Raw genomic sequence first — 16,531 nt, 5'->3', positions numbered from 1 at the left:
AATACATACAGTCGCTTCGGCTCGCGTACTGTAGGAAAAACGAACACTTTGTCGAAAAATTTTACAATGTTTCCGGGCCTTCGGCGCCAGCCAGCGATGACCAGTCATGATATTAGTAGGTTATGCGGAGGCACATTTCATGCAAATGCATGGACAAAATACCCCAATTCTCCGCTGAGGTAACCCTATGAAATCCATTTTATGCCTTCTGGCTGCCGGCCTGTTCACCGCCCTTTCATTTGCGTCCGCCGAGGCAATCTCTATCACTGCTGACAAGGATGCCTACGTTCAGAGCGGAACCTCGGCCAATACTAATTTTGGGAGTGCCCTTGTCGATCAGGTTAAACGTCAGGATAACTCCATTTATACCCGTAAAAGCTACTTCGGGTTTGATCTCAGCGGGCTGGGGCCGTATCCCATTGCATCGGCGACTCTCGATTTCAATTTTGTCGATAGTGGGGCGGGCACTACTCTCGCAGGCACAACGTACCAATTCGAAGTCTTCGGCCTGATCAATGAACTGTTTGACTCCTGGTCGGAATCCACCATAACCTGGAACAATGCCCCCGCGAATCGGACCAACAACGGTCTGAGCAACATGATGGTTGCCTCTCTCGGGACATTCAGCCTCACGGGCAAAGGGCTTGGCCTCCACTCCTTCACGAGCCCGGAGCTGATCGACTTCCTGAACAGCGACACAAACGATATGGCCACGTTCATCATCCGCAGGAATACCAATCAACCGAGTAATTCACAAAATTACGTTCACGCGTTCGCGTCCAGTGAAAACACATCCATAGCAGGCCCGACACTCAATGTCACGCCGGTCCCTGAGCCATCCACGCTTCTGTGCGTTGGTGCTGGCCTCATTGGCCTTGGACTCCTGAAGAGGCGTAGAGGCTAAAGAGTGGCTGTTTGACACTACGTTGCCAGATATCTGGTGCAGTTCGGGCGAGAAGATAGCCCCGCTTCGCACCAGTTGAAGAGAAAGCCCGACCGGATTTCCGGCCGGGCTTTCGTGTATCCGGCACCCGTAACCGATGCCGGTTTTCTGCGGTTTTTTCTTCCCACCATTGTCCCTTTTGTGGTACCCATGGGCAAATCATGATCAAACGACAGACGACCATCAATAGAATCTTCAAGCTGAGCGGCATAGGCCTCCACACGGGGCGGACCGTGACCCTCGAATTTCTTCCCCGGCGGGAGTTCGGGATAGCCTTTGTCTTCGGCGGCAGCCTTATCCCGGCCCGCTACGACATGGTGGCGGACACGCGGCTCTCTACCCAGATTGCCGCCGAGGGGGCGTCGGTGGCCACCATCGAGCACCTGATGGCCGCCTTCTATTACTCGGGCATCACCAACTGTCTCGTCTACATCGACGGTCCCGAGGTGCCGATCATGGACGGCTCGGCCTGGGAGTTCTACCATGAGATGTGGCGGGCCGGGGTCTACGAGTTTCCCGAGGCAGGGGTCTACCTGAAGGTCCTCCGTCCCGTGGAAGCCACCCTCAAGGATGCCTGGGTGCGGGTGAAGCCCCTCAACACCCTCGACATCACCATGACCATCGAGTTCCGCCCCCCGGTGGGGAAGCAGCGCAAGCGGGTCATGGACGTGGAGAATGCCGTTTCCATCATCAATTCCCGCACCTTTGTCCTCCACGAGGAGATCGAGGCGATCCGCAAGGCGGGGCTGGCCAAGGGGGGATCCCTGGACAACGCCGTGGTGATCGGCGGCGAGAGCATCGTCAATCCCCATGGCCTGCGCTACAAGCAGGAGCTCGTGAACCACAAGATCCTGGACCTTATCGGAGACCTCTACACCTGCGGCTACCGGATGCTCGGCAAGGTCGAGGCGCACAAGACCGGCCACCACCTGAACAACCTGCTGTTGCGGGAGATTTTTTCCGACCCCGAGAACTACGCCATCTATTGAGTGACCAGGATTGTTGCATAAGAAAAGCCCGCGTAGAGCGGGCTTTTTTGTGGGCCGATTCCGTCAGATCCCTATAAATGGAAATCCCCCGCCGCTTCCGGCTGGTAGAGGATTTTTTTCACCTTCAGCCGGCGCGTTCCGCCCGGCACCTTCCAGGTAATGGTGTCCCCCACGCGGTAGCCGAGCAACGCCGTCCCCACCGGCGCCAGGATGGAGATGCGGTTATCCTCCAGGCGCGCGTCGCCGGGAAAGACGAGGGTATAGTGCAACTCCTCGCCGCTGTCCAGATCCTTCAGGCACACCCGGGAGTTCATGGTTATTACGTCGGCAGGGATGTCCTGTGGTTCAACGACTTCGGCGCGCAGCAACTCGTCCTCCAGTTCCCTGAGGTGCTTGCTGTCTCGGGAATCTTCCGTGTTGACCTGGTCCAGCAACTCTTCGAGGCGGCTCTGGTCAAATTCAGTGATGTAGATGGCTCGTTCTTCCGCTGATCTTTTCATGGTTCAACTCCCTTTTGCTGATGCTTACCGGAGGGTAGGGCCTGCTGGAAAATAAAGGTTCCATTATATATCCTCCCTTACGCTTATCAACCGTCGCGGCGTAACTGCACGGATCATGGCTGCAATTTGCCAGTTGATCCCCGGAAGAATTCGGGCAGCATCCTGACGTTATTGCGCCATTACCCCTGGATGTGGATGTCTCATTTGCGGTAGCCGGTGGATGGAATGGGGCTTTGCGACGAGGGTGTTGTTGTGGGTTTGATGGACGCAACTGCGTAATATCGATGAGATAGTCGTTGTGGTAGGTGTGGCACGGTTGCTGCTTTTAGAAAATTCAAGAAGTAGTTATCTCGTTCCACTAAGAGGAGCACATCAATGAAAAAAATTCTCTCAAGCATCACCGCAGCTCTCGTAGCTATTGCCTTCGCCGGTATCGCATTCGCCGCCGAGCCCGCGGCTAAAGCCGCTCCCGCGCTGCCGGCCGGCCATCCGCCGGTGAAGGTCGAGGAGAAGAAGGGCGTCGAGAAAAAGGCCAAGAAAGCCACGAAGGCAAAGAAGGCCGTGAAGCAGGAAGAAGCCAAGCCCGGCGCAACTCCGGCGACCCCGGCTACTCCCGCAACCCCGGCTGTACCGCACAAGAAGTAATCAGTACTTTTCCTGGCGCAAAAAAAGCCGCATCTTCGGATGCGGCTTTTTTTGCGCCTGACTTACCGGCCCGGTGCCCGAGAGGGGGCAGGACGTTTTCGGTCATAGGGGAGCGCTTCCGATGTCTTTCTCGATCTCGAGGATTACGTCCATGATCGCCCTGGCGTTGCATTGCTTACCGAGGATGTCGCGCAGGCGTTGGTCCCGCAGGCAATAGGCCAGCCTCGAGAGCAGGTGCAGATGCATCCTGATGGTCGGCGAGATGATGGTGAACAGTATCTGCACCGGCTTGCCGTCCAGGGCGCCGAAATCAACCGGCTGTGCGAGAAAGCTCAGGGAAATCTTCGGGACCGGCAGCTGCACCAGGATGGGGTTGCGCACATGGGGGATGGCGATGCCGTCACCAACCGCCGTGGTGCCCATGGCCTCCCGGGCCAGCAGCACCTGCAGTATGAACTCGGGATCGATCTGGGGCGGCAACTCCAGAGCGGCAACAACGTTGCGCAATACGGTTTCCTTGTCATTGCCCGGGAAGCCGCAATGGATGCCGCCGGCCTGGAGCGCCTGACACAGGGTCGGCAGCGGACGGGTATCCGCATCGTGCATCTTGTAGAGGGCCGGATTGACCTTGATGCCCCGTTCCGTTGCCCATTCCAGCAAGTCCACCGGATTGATCCGGTAATCGCCGTGCATGGATTCAGCGGGCAGGTTGTCCTTCCTGATCCAGCGGACTATGGTTTTTTCATCGACATTCAGGGCCTGGGCGGCTTCGGATGGTTCAAGCAGCATTGACGTTATCCTTTGAGGTGTCCCGGCGGCTCCTCGATGCCGAGCTGTAAACAGAGCGCCTTATTCACCTGACACATGAGGGCTTTGTTGATGAAGCCGAGACGCTCACCAACCACGTTTGCCTTGTCGATGGTGATCAGGATGTGGGAACTGATCTTGGCGTCCTTTTCCAACCCACTCCCGGCCGCCGGCAGGAACGTCTCGAAGTCATAAATCTTTTCCAGGTGGGTAAAACTCAACGGAATGATTGTTACGACTGGAGAGTACTCGTTGCTGATGTTGTTGCTTACCACAAGGCAGGGGCAGGCCTCCGGTTCGCGCCTGTCCCCATGGGGCAGATTGACAGCATAGATCCCGCCGCGCTTAAACATCCCGTTTCTCCGTTACCGCCGATTCGAATTTCTTGAGGACCTCTTTCGTTTCCTCCGCGGTTGATTGATATCCTTCGATCAACCCTTTGTGCGCCTTCTTTTTCAGCTCTTCGAGTTTTTCCCTGGCGGCTTCTTCAAGAAACTGGCTCAACCCGCGCTGGCCGTACAGAGCCTTGATGTCGTCAACTATGGGGGTTGGCAGCGTGATGTTCAATCGTGTGTTCGGCATGACGGCACTCTCCCTTGCACATGTATGTGTTGTGTGTGGTTTGGGTGTCTCATAATTTTATTGACGTATGATATTTTATAACATATATTTTTTTAAAGTGTTATAAAAATGTAGTAACTCATAATGTTTTTGTGTCGCCCAGTAATCAAGTCAGCAGTTGACGTGAGATAGGGGGCAGGTGTGAGGCAGGCGTGATGTTCCTCCTTGATCCAACGTTATTTCTACTGGTTGCGGCGTCCTGTGTTGCTCTCTCGGGTATTCCGGGGCTGTTGGCGCGCCGCTCTGCCTGGGGGCAACGGATCGCGGCCATACTTGTAATCGCTGCGTCGTGCCTTGGCGAGGTGGCTGTCATCTCGCTCCTGTCCGGCATTCCCGCTTCATCATACCAGATTGACTGGCCCCTTCCTTTTGGACCGGCGCTCTTTTCCGCCGATCATCTTTCCACAATATTCCTCTTTCCGCTCTTCCTGGTTACCGGTGCTGTCGCTCTGTATTCCGTGGCCTACTGGCCGGCCAGGGAAAAGGCGAGCGCCGGAAGGCTCACCTTCTTTCTCGGACTCTTTGCCGCCGCGATGATCATCGTGGTCATGGCCCGTAACGGGGTGCTGTTTCTCATGGCCTGGGAGGTCATGGCGCTCTCTGCCTATTTCCTGCTGACCACCGAGCAGCAGAGCTCCGATGTTCAGCGAGTCGGAACGGTCTACCTTCTTGCCACCCACACCGGCACCATGGCGCTGTTTGTCATGTTTTCCCTGCTGCGCGGGACTGTCGGCACGTTCGCGTTTCCAGCCACGCATGCCCTTTCCTTGACCGTGCCTGTTGCGACAACGGTCATCATAACCGCCCTGATCGGGTTTGGCGGCAAGGCGGGCCTCATGCCCCTGCATTTCTGGCTTCCCGGCGCCCATGCCAATGCCCCCAGTCACGTTTCGGCGATGATGTCGGGGTTGATGCTCAAGATGGGTGTGTACGGCATCCTGCGGACCTTGTCGTTTTTCGATCAGCTGCCGGTATGGCTCGGCTGGCTCATACTCCTGCTCGGTGCCTGGTCCGCCATTAACGGGATTGCCCTGGCAGCAGGACAGCGCGACCTGAAACGCCTGCTGGCCTGCAGCAGTATCGAGAATATCGGCATTGTCTTTATCGGCATCGGCCTGGCTCTGGTCGGCCTGAACCAGCACGCGCCATATCTGGTGGTGTGCGGCCTTGCGGGCGCCTTTATCCATATCGTCAACCATGGCCTGTTCAAGTCGCTCCTCTTCTTGGGAAGCGGGGTGCTGATACATGGCACCGGAACCCGGGAGATCGACCGGATGGGGGGGCTTGCCCGGCGCATGCCGGTAACATCGCCGCTCTTTCTGGTCGGGTCGCTCGCCATATGCGGTTTGCCGCCGCTCAATGGATTTGTCGGCGAATTTTTTCTCTATATCGGTGCCATCACCGATGGCATCGTCGCTCCGTTGCCGCTGGCGGCCCTGGTTGCGCCTGTCCTGGCGCTGGTTGGCGGGCTGGCGGTCCTGACCTTCGTCAAGCTTTTCGGGATCGTCTTTCTCGGCTCTCCCCGCTCGGTCGAATCTGCCCATGGCCATGAAGCATCGGCGGTGATGACCGGACCAATGATGTTGCTGGCCGGCGGATGCCTGGTTGCAGGTATGGCACCGGTGCTGCTGGTGCGGCTGGTTACCCCGGTTGTCGGCTTCTATGCCGGGCTCACCCCCCAGGATAGTGCCCAGGTTATGGGGCAGATCCCCCTTGTGGCGCTCACCTGCGCCAACGTGCTCCTTCTTGTGGTCATTCTGGCTGTCGGCGCGGCATACCGCCGGCGGCTGCGTACATCTCCCCGTTCCCAGGGAAGCACGTGGGGGTGCGGCTATCTCGAGCCTACACCCCGGATGCAATATACCGGCACATCGTTCAGCGAGATGGCGGTAAGCCTGCTGGGGAGTATCGTTGCCCCCAACCGTCGCAGGCCCACGCTTGATACGCCCATTCCTCCCGCCGACGCCCGTTTCAGCTATGAGACAACCGAAACCGTGCTGGACCGGATTCTGATTCCCGTCTTCCGGGTCGTCGGCACGGCATTTTCCTATCTCAGGAAAGTGCAGCACGGCCAGCTTCATATTTACGTGTTGTATATATTCGCCACGCTCTGCGTCCTGATGATCTGGAAGCACTGAACGAGGACAGCGGCGTTCCCGTCTCCTTCGAGGATGGCACGTTATGACAGACATTATCATCCACTGCGCAGTGGCGCTCCTGTTGCCGCCACTGTTGCTCGGGGTTATCGGCAAGACCAAGGCGGCCTTTGCCGGAAGGGTTGGAGCGCCCTATCTGCAGCCCTATTTCGACCTGATCAAGCTCTTCCGCAAGGGATCGGTCTTTAGTGAGACCACCACCTGGGTTTTCCGTGCCGGCCCGTTGATAACACTCTCCGCAGCGCTTATCGCAGTGTTGCTGATCCCGCTGGGCCGCCATGTCGCGCCACTTTCTTTCAGTGGCGATCTCATCCTCTTTGCCTACCTTTTCGGATTGTCCCGGTTCTTTACCACCATTGCGGCTCTGGATACCGGTTCTAGTTTCGAAGGGATGGGAGCGGCACGTGAAGTTACGTTTTCCTGCCTTGCCGAACCGACCCTCTTCTTTTCCCTGCTGACTCTGGCCCGCATAAGCAAGTCGCTTTCCCTGTCAACGATACTCACCCATCCCACGCCCGCCATCTGGCTTGCCGCCGGGGCGAGCATGCTGTTGCTGGTGGGGGCGCTGTTCATCACCCTTCTGGCGGAGAACTCCCGCATCCCCTTCGACGATCCCAACACGCACCTCGAATTGACCATGATCCATGAAGTCATGGTCCTTGATCACAGTGGCCCCGCCTTCGGGATCATCCTCTACGGAGCGGCGCTGAAACTGTTCATTCTCGGAGCGGTCTTTGTAAATATCGCCTTCCCTGTCGCCACCGGAAATGCGCTTCTCGACTGGGGCATCTTCATTGTCGCCATGCTTGTGCTGGCGGTGGCAATCGGCGTTGTCGAGTCGGTGATGGCCCGGTTGCGTCTGGTCCGCGTTCCGCAACTGCTGGTCGGAGCCACTATCCTGTCCGCCTTTGCCATGCTGCTGGTATTGAGGTAGCCCCATGAGTTCATTCGCCGATCAACTGCTGGTACTGGTGATGCTGATCAATCTGATCATGCTTGGCACGAGCAGGCTGATGTTTTCCATCCGTGCCGTTGCCGCCCAGGGGGTCATCCTCGGTATCCTCCCCGGCTTGATACACCCGTTCTCCGGACACCTGGCCAGCATCACCGTCGGCATCATCCTGGCCAAGGGAGTGGCGATTCCCTACTTCATCGGAGGCGCCGTCCGCAAGGCCCAGATCAGGCGCGAAGTTGAACCCTTCATCGGGTATGTGCCGACCTTGCTCCTCGGTGCCGTTTTCACCGCCCTCTCGTTTGTCTTTGCCGAACGCCTGCCTCTGGCGCCCGAACATAGGGATCTCCTGTTTGTGCCGGCCTCCATTGCCACGCTGCTGTGCGGTTTTCTGATCCTGACGACCCGCCGCAAGGCCATTTCCCAGGTCATCGGCTATCTGGTGATGGAGAACGGGATATTCGTATTCGGTCTTCTCCTGACCGAGGCGATGCCGGTCATGGTTGAGGCCGGCGCCCTGCTCGACCTTCTCGTGGGGATATTCGTCATGGGTATTGTCATCAACCATATCAGCCGGGAATTCTCGTCGATCGACACCTCCCGCCTGCGGGCCCTGAAGGAGGAGTAGCCTCACATGTTGTATGCCCTTGTTCTGCTCCCCCTGGTGGGGGCGTTATGCGCCTGGATCGTGCCGGACAATCGTCTCAGGCCCATTACCCTGCCGGCTGTTGCGACGGTTCACCTGGCACTGACGGCGCTATTGCTGGTGAACACGCCGCCACCATCCCCCGGAGGCTGGATCTGGCTCGACCCCCTGGGGAAGGTGGTGCTCCTGTGCATCAGCCTCCTCTTCACCGTCTGCGCCTATTATGCCGTCGGCTACCTCTCCTACCGTCAGGAGCGTTCGAACCGGGTCCTCTGCATGGGGCTGCTGGTCTGCCTTTCGGCCATGGGGCTGGTCACCATGACCCAGCATCTGGGACTGCTCTGGGTCGCACTGGAAACAACCACCGTGTCCATGGCCCCCCTCATCTACTTCAATCGCAATGCCCGCTCCATAGAGGCCACCTGGAAGTATCTGCTCCTCTGTTCCGTTGGCATCGGCCTGGCGTTGCTCGGGCTGCTGTTCCTCGCCTATTCCACCTACGTGGCCCACCGGGACGCCACCCTGCTGCTCGGCCCGCTGATGCAGTCCGCCCGTGAGCTGAACCCCGGCTGGCTCCACGCGGCGGCGATTTTTCTCCTGGTGGGGTATGGTTCAAAGATGGGGCTGGCCCCGCTCCATGCCTGGAAGCCCGATGCCTATGGCGAAGCGCCCGGCCTGGTGGGGGCCTTGCTTGCCGGGGGGCTGGTCAACTGCGCATTTCTGTGCATCATGCGGGTTTATCAGATCTGCCTGGCATCCGGTGCCGAACTGGCGTTCTTTCAAGATGCCCTCGTCGGCATGGGGCTCATCTCCATGGCCTTTGCCGCCGTATTCATGGCGCACCAGGCCGACTTCAAGAGGATGCTGGCCTATTCGAGCGTCGAACATGTGGGGATTCTCGCCATCGGTCTCGGGCTTGGCAAGGGGGCGCTGTACGGCGCGCTCTTTCATCTCCTGAACAACGGGCTGACCAAGGGGGTGCTGTTCCTCTCCTCCGGCAACATCCACCGGTCCTACGGAAACAAGACGACCGATGTGGTCAGGGGGGCACTGGCACGGCTCCCCTGGTCGGGGGGGCTCTTTCTGGCCGGTTTCATTGCCATTACCGGTTCACCGCCGTTCTCGCCGTTCATCAGTGAGTATGCGATTGTCAGCAACGCCTTCATCGACGGGCGGCATCTGGTGGGGTGGCTGTTCCTGCTGTTTCTGGTCATTGTGTTCATCGGCATGGCCCTGACGGTGCTGCCGATGGTCATGGGTACCCCACCCGCCGGCCTCGAACCCTCCGATTACGAGGACCGTCTGCTGACCGTGGGGCCGCCGTTTCTCATGATGGCGGTCATCCTGCTGCTGGGGATATGGCCGCCTGCTTTCCTTGTCTCGCTCCTGACAGAGGGCGCTGCGATGCTGGGGGTGCAACCGTGAAGGATTCATTCCGCACCATATACAACGGGGCCTCCGTCCCCCTGGCAGAGATTCCCCCCGTAGATATCAACGAGTTTTTGCAGGGGATTCTCGATTCCGTAGACCGGGGATGGCGGATTGTTTCGTATTTTGGCATTCCGGCGCCATCCTCCACCGCGCTCGTATGCATCCTGGCCAACAAGGCCGAGGGGCGGCTTGCCGCGGCCCGTACGGAAACAAGCGACAGTCACGTCCCCTCCCTTTCCTCGCTCATTACCCAGGTGCAACTGTTTGAACGCGAGATCGCCGAGCAGTGCGGTCTGATATTCGATGGACACCCCTGGTTCAAGCCGGTTCGTTTCCACCATTCGTTCGTGCCGGGACGCGATGCCTGGGACCGCACCGCGGACGAGCCGCTCCGCGTTGGCGTCATGGACTATTACCAGGTGGCGGGCGACGAGGTGCACGAGGTTGCCGTCGGCCCCGTCCATGCCGGCATCATCGAGCCGGGACACTTCCGCTTCCAGTGCCACGGTGAGGAGGTCTTCCACCTGGAAATATCCCTCGGCTACCAGCACCGGGGGATCGAGGCGGGTCTTGCGGGCGGACCTCACCCGCGCACCTTGCAGGTAATGGAAACAGCCGCCGGCGACACGACCATCGGCCATGGCCAGGCCTACTGCATGATCATGGAGTCGTTGGGAGGGATCAAGGCTCCTCCCCGGGCGGAAGTGTTGCGTGGCATTGCCCTCGAACTGGAGCGGCTGGCCAACCATACCGGCGACCTGGGGGCAATCGCCGGCGATGTGGGGTATCTGCCGACCTCATCCTTCTGCGGCCGTATCAGGGGAGATTTCCTCAACATGACCGCTGTCCTCTGCGGCAGCCGTTTCGGTCGGGGGCTTCTCGTCCCGGGCGGAACGATTTTCGATCTGACGCCAGGGTTGCGCGACGATCTTCTGAAACGTCTGGCAGAGGCGCGACGTGACCTGACCAATGCCATTGAGCTGCTCTGGAGCTCCCCGTCGGTGATGGGACGTTTGGAAGGTACCGGCACATTGACCCGTGAACAGGCCCTCGAACTCGGCCTGGTCGGGCCTGCCGCACGGGCCTGCGGGATCAAGCGGGATGTTCGTCTCGATTATCCGTTCGGCATCTATCGCATGACCCACCTTCCGGTTGCGACCGTTTTCCATGGTGACGTGTGCGCACGCACCATGATCAGATGGCTGGAAGCCCAGAAATCAATGGATTTTATCGAAGAACAGCTGCGGCAGCTCCCCGGAGGCGGGCATCGGGTCGCTACGGCCCCCTGCGCCGGCGGGCGTCTGGCCGTTGCCCTGACCGAGGGGTGGCGCGGGGAAATATGTCACGTGGCGGTCACCGACGATGCCGGGCGTTTCAGCCGGTACAAGATCGTCGACCCTTCGTTTCATAACTGGCAAGGGCTCGCCTTGGCGCTTCGGGGACAGCAAATATCCGATTTTCCGCTCTGCAACAAGAGCTTCAACCTGTCCTATTGCGGGTTCGACCTCTAGGGAGGATAACGTTACATGTTCCGAGCAATCGCTTCCCGAATCAAGCAGGGCCATCGCACCACCCCCTATCCCGCTGCGCCGCTGCAGATGCCTGAGCGGTTCCGCGGCTATCCGCTTGTCAGCCCGGCAAACGAGGCTTCCGAGGCCACGTGCCCCTACGGTGCTTACTCAAAGGAGAGCGGCGGGTGTCTCGACATGGGCAAATGTCTTTTCTGTGCCGAATGCCCGGTAGGGACCATCCAGTTTACCACGGACTATCAACTGGCCGTTACGAACCGTGACCATCTGCTGGTTCATCCCGGATCGGAACATCACCACGCCCGGCCGCTCCCTCCCGACCTGCGGCGTCTGTTCGGGCGCTCCCTTAAATTCCGGGAGGTCAGCGCCGGCGGGTGTAACGCCTGCGAAGCCGATACCAATGTCCTTTCGACCATCGGCTGGGATCTCGGCCGGTTCGGGATCCAGTTCGTGGCGTCGCCGCGCCACGCGGATGGCCTGTGGGTAACCGGTCCGGTTACCGAACACATGGCCAAGGCACTTCTGACCACCTATGAGGCGATTCCTGACCCGAAGATCGTTGTCGCCTGCGGCGCCTGCGCCATCAACGGCGGACCTTACATCGACACCCCCCAGGTCTGCAATGGCGTGGACAGCATTGTTCCCGTTGATCTGTACATCCCCGGTTGCCCACCCCATCCGGCTACCATCCTTGATGGCCTGCTGCGCATTCTGAATAAAATAAAGGGATAATCACTGACGGGAGTCGAGGAGGGCGAGCGCTCCTTCGACCGTATCCTGGTGGTGCCGCCACTCCCGGGCCGCGTCGAAACGGGTCCAGGCGGCGGTGCAGGCGAAGTCGGAGGCCGGCTCCAGGGCCTGGCAGGCCCGGGGGCGCTCCGCGAAGGGGAGGGTGCATCCCTCGTCCCCCAGGAGGACGCACTCCCCGGCGCCGGGGACGACCAGAAGGGTCCCCTCCGCCCGCTCCCGGCGGGTGGCTGGCCGGGGGTAGAGAATGATTCGGTCCGGGTCACCCGTCTCCCCTTTCCCGGGATCGTAGGGAACACCGTAATGGCGGTCGAGGACCCAGAGGCCCGAAGCCAGCAGACGCGCCAGCTCCTCGGCGGGATTGGCCGCGGCAAGGAACCGCGCAGGCGCCTCGATCCCCGGCCTTGTCCGGCAGCATTCGCCGCCGCAGGCGCGGCAGAGGGAAAAATCCTCGTTGTTGGTGATAGAAGGGGTGTTCGGCATGGCAGAGTTTCTCATGGAATGGGACGAGGGGAATTCCTGTCAGGATACTTGGAAGGCTTCCCTGTGATCAAGACGAAAGTTGGCGCCTCAGACGTCCCGAACAAGCCGGAGCCCTCGCTGCATAGGCAGAATTGCATCTGAAAAGGGGCGTCGCATGGTGTGCGGCGCCCTTTTTTGTGTGATTGGTTCTCTTGCGTCTGTTCCGGGACGATCAGTTTGCCAGCGCGGATGTCGCCTCTTGCGACATGATGGCATGGACCGCCTGGGTCGGGTGGGTCCCATCCCAGAACAGGAACTGATCAGGGTACTGGCAGGCGAACGGCGGGGTGTCGGGCATTACACAGGCCCTGTCCACCACGCTCAGACCGAATGCAGCGGGAGTGGCAACCAGCTCGTGCAGTTTCTGGAAGAAATCAACCCGCACAATCTCGATGCCGGGAAGCCCTGCCAACGACCCCAGAAGAAGGTTGAGCCCCGAGTTGTAGGTCATCGTCAGAAAGCTGGCGAATTGGCCTGCGCCGGGGGAGAGCTTGTCAAGGGTGAGAACGGCGGGGGTCAGCGAGATGTCGGGCGCGTTGCATACCAGGAACTTCCGCGCACCTGCCGCGTAGAGTGCCCCGAGGTTGTTGCCGACGGAGGCAAGGGCGCCTTCAAGGATGGGTCCACCGGCAGCGCCCGCCGCCAGGGCGTCGCGGATGTCGTTGCTGCCGAACTCCACCACGTAGAGGGCATCGGCCGGGGCAGCGCCGCCGACAGTGTTGAGGAACGCAGTCACCTGGGCCTGGAGGTTGACGTTGATCCCGTCGTCATGGGCCCTGGCGCCACCTACTGCGTAATTGGTGGCCTCGGTATCCGATCCCAGAAAGGCGGGACGGGTGTTCCCGGCGAGCCCCAACGGCCGCGAAAGCTGCTCAATCCAGGTTGCACCGTTACTGAAATGGTGTCCCCCCCTCGCATAGGGCTTGTCAGGAATGAGGAGCTGGTCCAGGGTGTTGTAGGGTGGAGTGTTCGCTCCCCCCTCCAGGGCAAACAGGTTGCCGGGATCGGACAGGCTGTCGCCGAACACCACGATCCGCCCGAACGTGGTTTGCGCCGTGGCCAGGCCCGGTGCCTGCAGCACGAGAGCCAGCAACAGCCCCAAGATTCCCCATCTGTTAATACGCGTCGATTTCATGTTTTGCCCTCCCTGGTTGTTGGTTACTTGTTGAGTGCCACGACATCGTGGACAGAAAAATGTGCCAGCACATCGTAGACAAAGTTCTCTGACAATCGAATAGTCGCCACGGCATTCTGTGAACACCACATCAAACTCGGAGGTGTTCATGGAAGATAAAAACAAGCAGCTTCGGGTGTTGGCCGTTCAACGGTTCAGAAACGGCGAAACCCCGGAATCAATTTGCACATCACTCGGCAAGTCTCGTTCCTGGCTATACAAATGGGTTGCTCGCCAGAATGGAGATGACCCTGTATGGAGTGACGAGCGATCCCGATGCCCACAATCCATGCCGAACCGTACAACGGCAGAGATTGAAGAAATCGTCAAAATGGTTCGCCTCAATCTCTACAACAAGGGCTTGTTCTGTGGTGCACAGGCCATCCTGTGGGAGTTGGAGGACCTGGGTGTCAAGCCGTTGCCTTCTACCAGAACCATCAATCGGATTCTTGCAAGGAATGAACTGACACATCGGCGCACCGGCAAATACGAAGCCAAAGGGACGCTTTACCCAGTTCTGCCGTCAGCGTTGCCGAACCAGACGCACCAAGCTGATCTCGTTGGTCCATGCTATCTGACAGGGCCAATTCGCTTCTACAGCCTGAATGTTGTCGATACAGCAACCGTCAGGTGCGGGTTGCACTCATCTCGGTCCAAAGCTGGTCAGATGGTCATTGACGGTTTGTGGGAAGTCTGGAAACGACTAGGCATCCCAGAACGACTCCAGGTTGACAATGCCATGTCATTCTTCGGCAGCCCGACACATCCCCGCGGCATGGGACCACTGATTCGTCTTTGCCTGCATAACGATGTCGAACCATGGTTCATACCCATGGCTGAACCATGGAGAAACGGCATGATCGAAAAGTTCAACGACCGGTACCAACAACGGTTCCTCGGCAAAGTCATCATGACTTCAGAAGAGGAATTGAAAGTCGGCTCACTGACCTTTGAGCAGCGACACAACAGCAAGTATCGCTACAGCAAGCTAAAGGGGAGTACGCCGCTGAAAGCACTGGCCACCTCGCATGTGCAACTGAGGTTCCCGACTGAGGATGAACCTCCCAGGCATCGCCTGAAGAAGCCAGAAGTCGGAAAATATCATGCTGTCCGCCTTATCCGCAGTGACCTGAAGCTGAACATCTTCGGCGAATGCTTCTCGGTTCCACCGGAGACAGCGCTTGAATACGTGGTGGCGACTATCGATGTCAAAGAACAGAAACTGAAACTCTTCCTGGATAAAAATCAGGTCGAGGAATTCGATTACAAACTGCGGTGATTCAGATGAGTGTCCACGATGTCATGGCACAAAAAGTTGTCCATGATGTCGTGGCACTCAACAGTTACTAGATATATCCATACATCAATTCACCCTCTTTGCAAGGTGGTTGGAGCCCAGCACGGTACGACCAACAGTGCAAAGCTGACCCACGAAGCGAAGCGGAGATTGGTCTAGAGAGACCTGCTTGAGGCGTTCAATCCTTGACTGTGGTACTAATTTATGGTACTAAAACTTATGAAAAGAAAAAATCTCAAAACACTGGAATCGATCTTTGCTCACCCGGTTCCCGGTAACGTTCAGTGGCCGGATATTCTTGCACTTTTCAAAGAGCTTGGGGCTGAGATCACCGAGCGAGAAGGTTCCCGCGTCGGGGTTCGTCTATTTGGTGATCGACGAGTATTCCACCGTCCACATCCTTCGCCGGACACGGACAAAGGAGCAGTCGCTTCCATTCGGAAGTGGCTTGAAGAGAATGGAGTGAAACCATGAACAATATGACCATAAACGACTATGACGCAGTCATTTCATATGACCCGGAAATCAACATGTTCCGGGGAGAGTTTGTTGGAATCAATGGTGGTGCAGACTTCTACGCAAGTACTGTTGACGATCTTCGGAAAGAAGGCGAAATATCCCTCAAGGCTTTTCTCGAAATGTGCGCCGAAGAAGGGGTTGAGCCGCGCAAACACTTCTCCGGAAAGTTCAACTTGCGGGTACCTCCCGCGTTGCATCAGCGACTCGCTGCACAAGCTGCTGCTCACGGCAAGAGTATCAATGCCTGGGTTGTTGAACTCTTGTCAGAGTGTGCAGTTCGCGGCCACTGAGCAGTCTTTATTTTCTCTTTCGTTGAGTTTTTTTCTTAGTATAACGGCCACCGGGGCGTTTCTCAGCCCCGGTGCGGGTCAAGGGTTTGGTTGGGATCGCATTTTCATATCATTCTGCTTTCAAGGGCAGCCCCTTCGGTGTTTCACTATCTCTGTTTTAAAGCTTGTGCAATCTCGGTAGCAAGCTCATTAACAGCATTGTCTGACCCACTTTCAGAAGACATTGGGTGCGTAGCAGAACTTCCATCTGCATTGAACTCAGCTAAAACTTTGCCTGTTTCGTCACGTAACAAAACGTTTGTTTCAATCCCGCTTGCGCCTGCCATTACGCCCAACCATAACCGTGCAGTATTTGAAACCAATCGCACGCCAAGTACGTCCACTTCCAAACTATAGTCCCCTTTATTGGGGTAAATGACTGAAGATTTAAACAAACCTTCAGAGACAAGGCGTGCATACAATTTTTCTTGAAGTGAACTACAAGCCTTCTTTGCGTCTTCTTTTTCACTTTCGGGAACTTTATCGGATTTAACCCAGATAGACACAGTTTTTTGATTGTTAATCGGTTCAATCAACGCTTGCTTCATTGTGAATGTACCTGATGAGCTACATGCAGCTAAAAACATCGCACAAAGGAACACCATGGACGCATTTCTGACTTTTGCAAACATACACACCTCCAAGTTTTTATTTGTTGCAGCAACAAATCTTTGCGGTTCTCCAACGGCTAGAGGCTTACGGGACGCGAAGCATTCCCGTGGAG

At 57.8% G+C, this 16,531-nt stretch carries 19 protein-coding genes; 12 read left to right on the top strand and 7 right to left on the bottom strand.

Annotated elements, in window-relative coordinates; all coding sequences use genetic code 11:
• Window positions 1–187: 187 nt before the first annotated feature.
• Together GMET_RS13090 and lpxC are read left to right on the top strand one after the other, a co-directional pair.
• Window positions 188–904, top strand: a complete 717-nt coding sequence (locus tag GMET_RS13090) for a DNRLRE domain-containing protein (protein ID WP_004511853.1) — start codon at window positions 188–190, stop codon at window positions 902–904.
• 200 nt (window positions 905–1,104) lie between these two features.
• Entirely contained in the window at window positions 1,105–1,932 is an 828-nt protein-coding gene (gene lpxC, locus GMET_RS13085; protein ID WP_004511854.1) for a UDP-3-O-acyl-N-acetylglucosamine deacetylase, read from the top strand.
• Window positions 1,933–2,003: 71 nt separating this feature from the next.
• On the opposite strand, the gene rnk is transcribed toward lpxC, so the two are convergent.
• Window positions 2,004–2,432, bottom strand: coding sequence for a nucleoside diphosphate kinase regulator (gene rnk, locus GMET_RS13080; protein ID WP_004511855.1), 429 nt, complete (start codon window positions 2,430–2,432; stop codon window positions 2,004–2,006).
• Between the two features lie 375 nt (window positions 2,433–2,807).
• Between rnk and GMET_RS13075 the strand changes: the two genes are divergently transcribed.
• Window positions 2,808–3,077, top strand: coding sequence for a hypothetical protein (locus tag GMET_RS13075; RefSeq protein WP_004511856.1), 270 nt, complete (start codon window positions 2,808–2,810; stop codon window positions 3,075–3,077).
• A gap of 102 nt (window positions 3,078–3,179) precedes the next feature.
• Here GMET_RS13075 and GMET_RS13070 read toward each other — a convergent pair whose 3' ends face one another.
• From GMET_RS13070 to GMET_RS13060, 3 genes are read right to left on the bottom strand one after another with little or no spacing between them, the layout of a single operon-like run.
• Window positions 3,180–3,866 (bottom strand): PTS sugar transporter subunit IIA, encoded by a 687-nt coding sequence (locus GMET_RS13070; RefSeq protein WP_004511857.1) that lies wholly within the window; start codon window positions 3,864–3,866, stop codon window positions 3,180–3,182.
• Window positions 3,867–3,871: 5 nt separating this feature from the next.
• Entirely contained in the window at window positions 3,872–4,237 is a 366-nt protein-coding gene (locus GMET_RS13065; protein ID WP_004511858.1) for a type II toxin-antitoxin system PemK/MazF family toxin, read from the bottom strand.
• A complete protein-coding gene (locus GMET_RS13060) occupies window positions 4,230–4,466 on the bottom strand; it encodes a hypothetical protein (protein WP_004511859.1) in 237 nt (78 codons plus the stop codon). The genes GMET_RS13065 and GMET_RS13060 overlap by 8 nt, the downstream gene beginning before the upstream one ends.
• 269 nt (window positions 4,467–4,735) lie before the next feature.
• Here GMET_RS13060 and GMET_RS13055 point away from each other — a divergent pair, with 269 nt between their 5' ends.
• The 6 genes from GMET_RS13055 to nuoB are packed head-to-tail and all read left to right on the top strand — an operon-like array spanning window position 4,736 to window position 11,951.
• Complete coding sequence (locus GMET_RS13055) at window positions 4,736–6,643, top strand: proton-conducting transporter membrane subunit (protein ID WP_238378927.1); 1,908 nt, start codon at window positions 4,736–4,738, stop codon at window positions 6,641–6,643.
• A 43-nt stretch (window positions 6,644–6,686) separates the two neighbouring features.
• On the top strand, window positions 6,687–7,595 hold the full coding sequence (locus GMET_RS13050; protein WP_004511861.1) for a respiratory chain complex I subunit 1 family protein: 909 nt from the start codon (window positions 6,687–6,689) through the stop codon (window positions 7,593–7,595).
• Between the two features lie 4 nt (window positions 7,596–7,599).
• Complete coding sequence (locus tag GMET_RS13045; protein ID WP_004511862.1) at window positions 7,600–8,241, top strand: hypothetical protein; 642 nt, start codon at window positions 7,600–7,602, stop codon at window positions 8,239–8,241.
• A gap of 6 nt (window positions 8,242–8,247) precedes the next feature.
• Window positions 8,248–9,684 (top strand): proton-conducting transporter membrane subunit, encoded by a 1,437-nt coding sequence (locus GMET_RS13040; RefSeq protein ID WP_004511863.1) that lies wholly within the window; start codon window positions 8,248–8,250, stop codon window positions 9,682–9,684.
• Complete coding sequence (locus GMET_RS13035) at window positions 9,681–11,201, top strand: NADH-quinone oxidoreductase subunit C (RefSeq protein WP_004511864.1); 1,521 nt, start codon at window positions 9,681–9,683, stop codon at window positions 11,199–11,201. The genes GMET_RS13040 and GMET_RS13035 overlap by 4 nt, the downstream gene beginning before the upstream one ends.
• Before the next feature lie 15 nt (window positions 11,202–11,216).
• Window positions 11,217–11,951 carry an NADH-quinone oxidoreductase subunit NuoB gene (gene nuoB, locus GMET_RS13030; RefSeq protein WP_004511865.1) on the top strand — a complete coding sequence of 245 codons (735 nt, stop codon included), beginning with the start codon at window positions 11,217–11,219 and terminating at the stop codon, window positions 11,949–11,951.
• On the opposite strand, the gene GMET_RS13025 is transcribed toward nuoB, so the two are convergent.
• Both GMET_RS13025 and GMET_RS13020 read right to left on the bottom strand, forming a co-directional pair.
• The gene (locus GMET_RS13025) at window positions 11,952–12,464 is read right to left on the bottom strand and encodes a hypothetical protein (protein WP_011366073.1); all 513 of its coding nucleotides are present in this window, start codon (window positions 12,462–12,464) and stop codon (window positions 11,952–11,954) included. It abuts the gene before it with no gap.
• A 196-nt stretch (window positions 12,465–12,660) separates the two neighbouring features.
• A complete protein-coding gene (locus tag GMET_RS13020; protein WP_004511867.1) occupies window positions 12,661–13,623 on the bottom strand; it encodes an SGNH/GDSL hydrolase family protein in 963 nt (320 codons plus the stop codon).
• A gap of 148 nt (window positions 13,624–13,771) precedes the next feature.
• On the opposite strand from GMET_RS13020, the gene GMET_RS13015 reads away from it, so the two are divergent.
• The 3 genes from GMET_RS13015 to GMET_RS13005 all read left to right on the top strand — a co-directional run bounded on the left by GMET_RS13015 (window position 13,772) and on the right by GMET_RS13005 (window position 15,768).
• A complete protein-coding gene (locus GMET_RS13015) occupies window positions 13,772–14,941 on the top strand; it encodes an IS481-like element ISGme9 family transposase (RefSeq protein ID WP_011365616.1) in 1,170 nt (389 codons plus the stop codon).
• Window positions 14,942–15,178: 237 nt separating this feature from the next.
• Complete coding sequence (locus GMET_RS13010; RefSeq protein WP_081431817.1) at window positions 15,179–15,433, top strand: type II toxin-antitoxin system HicA family toxin; 255 nt, start codon at window positions 15,179–15,181, stop codon at window positions 15,431–15,433.
• A complete protein-coding gene (locus GMET_RS13005; RefSeq protein ID WP_004514790.1) occupies window positions 15,430–15,768 on the top strand; it encodes a type II toxin-antitoxin system HicB family antitoxin in 339 nt (112 codons plus the stop codon). Before GMET_RS13010 ends, GMET_RS13005 begins: the two co-directional genes overlap by 4 nt.
• Window positions 15,769–15,914: 146 nt before the next feature.
• On the opposite strand, the gene GMET_RS18440 is transcribed toward GMET_RS13005, so the two are convergent.
• Window positions 15,915–16,439: a DUF4410 domain-containing protein gene (locus tag GMET_RS18440; protein ID WP_004514791.1), complete on the bottom strand. Its 525-nt coding sequence runs from the start codon at window positions 16,437–16,439 to the stop codon at window positions 15,915–15,917.
• Window positions 16,440–16,531 lie beyond the last annotated feature (92 nt).

Source organism: Geobacter metallireducens GS-15 (assembly GCF_000012925.1).
Taxonomy (GTDB): domain Bacteria; phylum Desulfobacterota; class Desulfuromonadia; order Geobacterales; family Geobacteraceae; genus Geobacter; species Geobacter metallireducens.
This window is presented reverse-complemented; position numbering and strand designations above follow the sequence as displayed.

What these genes read in the sequence shown, in the direction of transcription:
- GMET_RS13090 (WP_004511853.1), top strand. Translation starts at nt 188, where the DNA reads ATGAAATCCATTTTATGCCTTCTGGCTGCCGGCCTGTTCACCGCCCTT.
- lpxC (WP_004511854.1), top strand. Translation starts at nt 1,105, where the DNA reads ATGATCAAACGACAGACGACCATCAATAGAATCTTCAAGCTGAGCGGC.
- rnk (WP_004511855.1), bottom strand. Translation starts at nt 2,432, where the DNA reads ATGAAAAGATCAGCGGAAGAACGAGCCATCTACATCACTGAATTTGAC.
- GMET_RS13075 (WP_004511856.1), top strand. Translation starts at nt 2,808, where the DNA reads ATGAAAAAAATTCTCTCAAGCATCACCGCAGCTCTCGTAGCTATTGCC.
- GMET_RS13070 (WP_004511857.1), bottom strand. Translation starts at nt 3,866, where the DNA reads ATGCTGCTTGAACCATCCGAAGCCGCCCAGGCCCTGAATGTCGATGAA.
- GMET_RS13065 (WP_004511858.1), bottom strand. Translation starts at nt 4,237, where the DNA reads ATGTTTAAGCGCGGCGGGATCTATGCTGTCAATCTGCCCCATGGGGAC.
- GMET_RS13060 (WP_004511859.1), bottom strand. Translation starts at nt 4,466, where the DNA reads ATGCCGAACACACGATTGAACATCACGCTGCCAACCCCCATAGTTGAC.
- GMET_RS13050 (WP_004511861.1), top strand. Translation starts at nt 6,687, where the DNA reads ATGACAGACATTATCATCCACTGCGCAGTGGCGCTCCTGTTGCCGCCA.
- GMET_RS13045 (WP_004511862.1), top strand. Translation starts at nt 7,600, where the DNA reads ATGAGTTCATTCGCCGATCAACTGCTGGTACTGGTGATGCTGATCAAT.
- GMET_RS13040 (WP_004511863.1), top strand. Translation starts at nt 8,248, where the DNA reads ATGTTGTATGCCCTTGTTCTGCTCCCCCTGGTGGGGGCGTTATGCGCC.
- nuoB (WP_004511865.1), top strand. Translation starts at nt 11,217, where the DNA reads ATGTTCCGAGCAATCGCTTCCCGAATCAAGCAGGGCCATCGCACCACC.
- GMET_RS13025 (WP_011366073.1), bottom strand. Translation starts at nt 12,464, where the DNA reads ATGAGAAACTCTGCCATGCCGAACACCCCTTCTATCACCAACAACGAG.
- GMET_RS13020 (WP_004511867.1), bottom strand. Translation starts at nt 13,623, where the DNA reads ATGAAATCGACGCGTATTAACAGATGGGGAATCTTGGGGCTGTTGCTG.
- GMET_RS13015 (WP_011365616.1), top strand. Translation starts at nt 13,772, where the DNA reads ATGGAAGATAAAAACAAGCAGCTTCGGGTGTTGGCCGTTCAACGGTTC.
- GMET_RS13010 (WP_081431817.1), top strand. Translation starts at nt 15,179, where the DNA reads ATGAAAAGAAAAAATCTCAAAACACTGGAATCGATCTTTGCTCACCCG.
- GMET_RS13005 (WP_004514790.1), top strand. Translation starts at nt 15,430, where the DNA reads ATGAACAATATGACCATAAACGACTATGACGCAGTCATTTCATATGAC.
- GMET_RS18440 (WP_004514791.1), bottom strand. Translation starts at nt 16,439, where the DNA reads ATGTTTGCAAAAGTCAGAAATGCGTCCATGGTGTTCCTTTGTGCGATG.